Annotated in this window: 1 pseudogene; it reads right to left on the bottom strand. The window is 74.0% G+C overall.

The window, feature by feature from the left end:
* Positions 1-231 (bottom strand): annotated as a pseudogene (locus ACEN88_RS36400) (hypothetical protein); the annotation flags it as partial.

Raw genomic sequence — 231 nt, 5'->3', positions numbered from 1 at the left:
CCCACGCGGCCGCGGGCCGCGCAGGCGCACACCCAGGCGCCCGTCAGCAGGAAGATCCATAGCGTGTACGCGGCCGGCGCGGTAGGTCTCGATGAGCAGCAGGAAGTAGGCCTGGACGACGCCCGACGCCGCGATGAACGGCCAGCTGGCCCGCGCCGGCGCCGGCAGGAAAGGCAGCAGGACGATGGCGACGCAGGCCGGTCCGGCCACGACGAGCACGGTCGCGAGCAG

Origin of the sequence: Massilia sp. CT11-108 (assembly GCF_047302915.1) — a bacterium.
Lineage (GTDB): Bacteria > Pseudomonadota > Gammaproteobacteria > Burkholderiales > Burkholderiaceae_D > Telluria > Telluria orientalis.
Note: the sequence above shows the minus strand (reverse complement) of the source record. Positions and strands in the feature narration are given on the sequence as shown.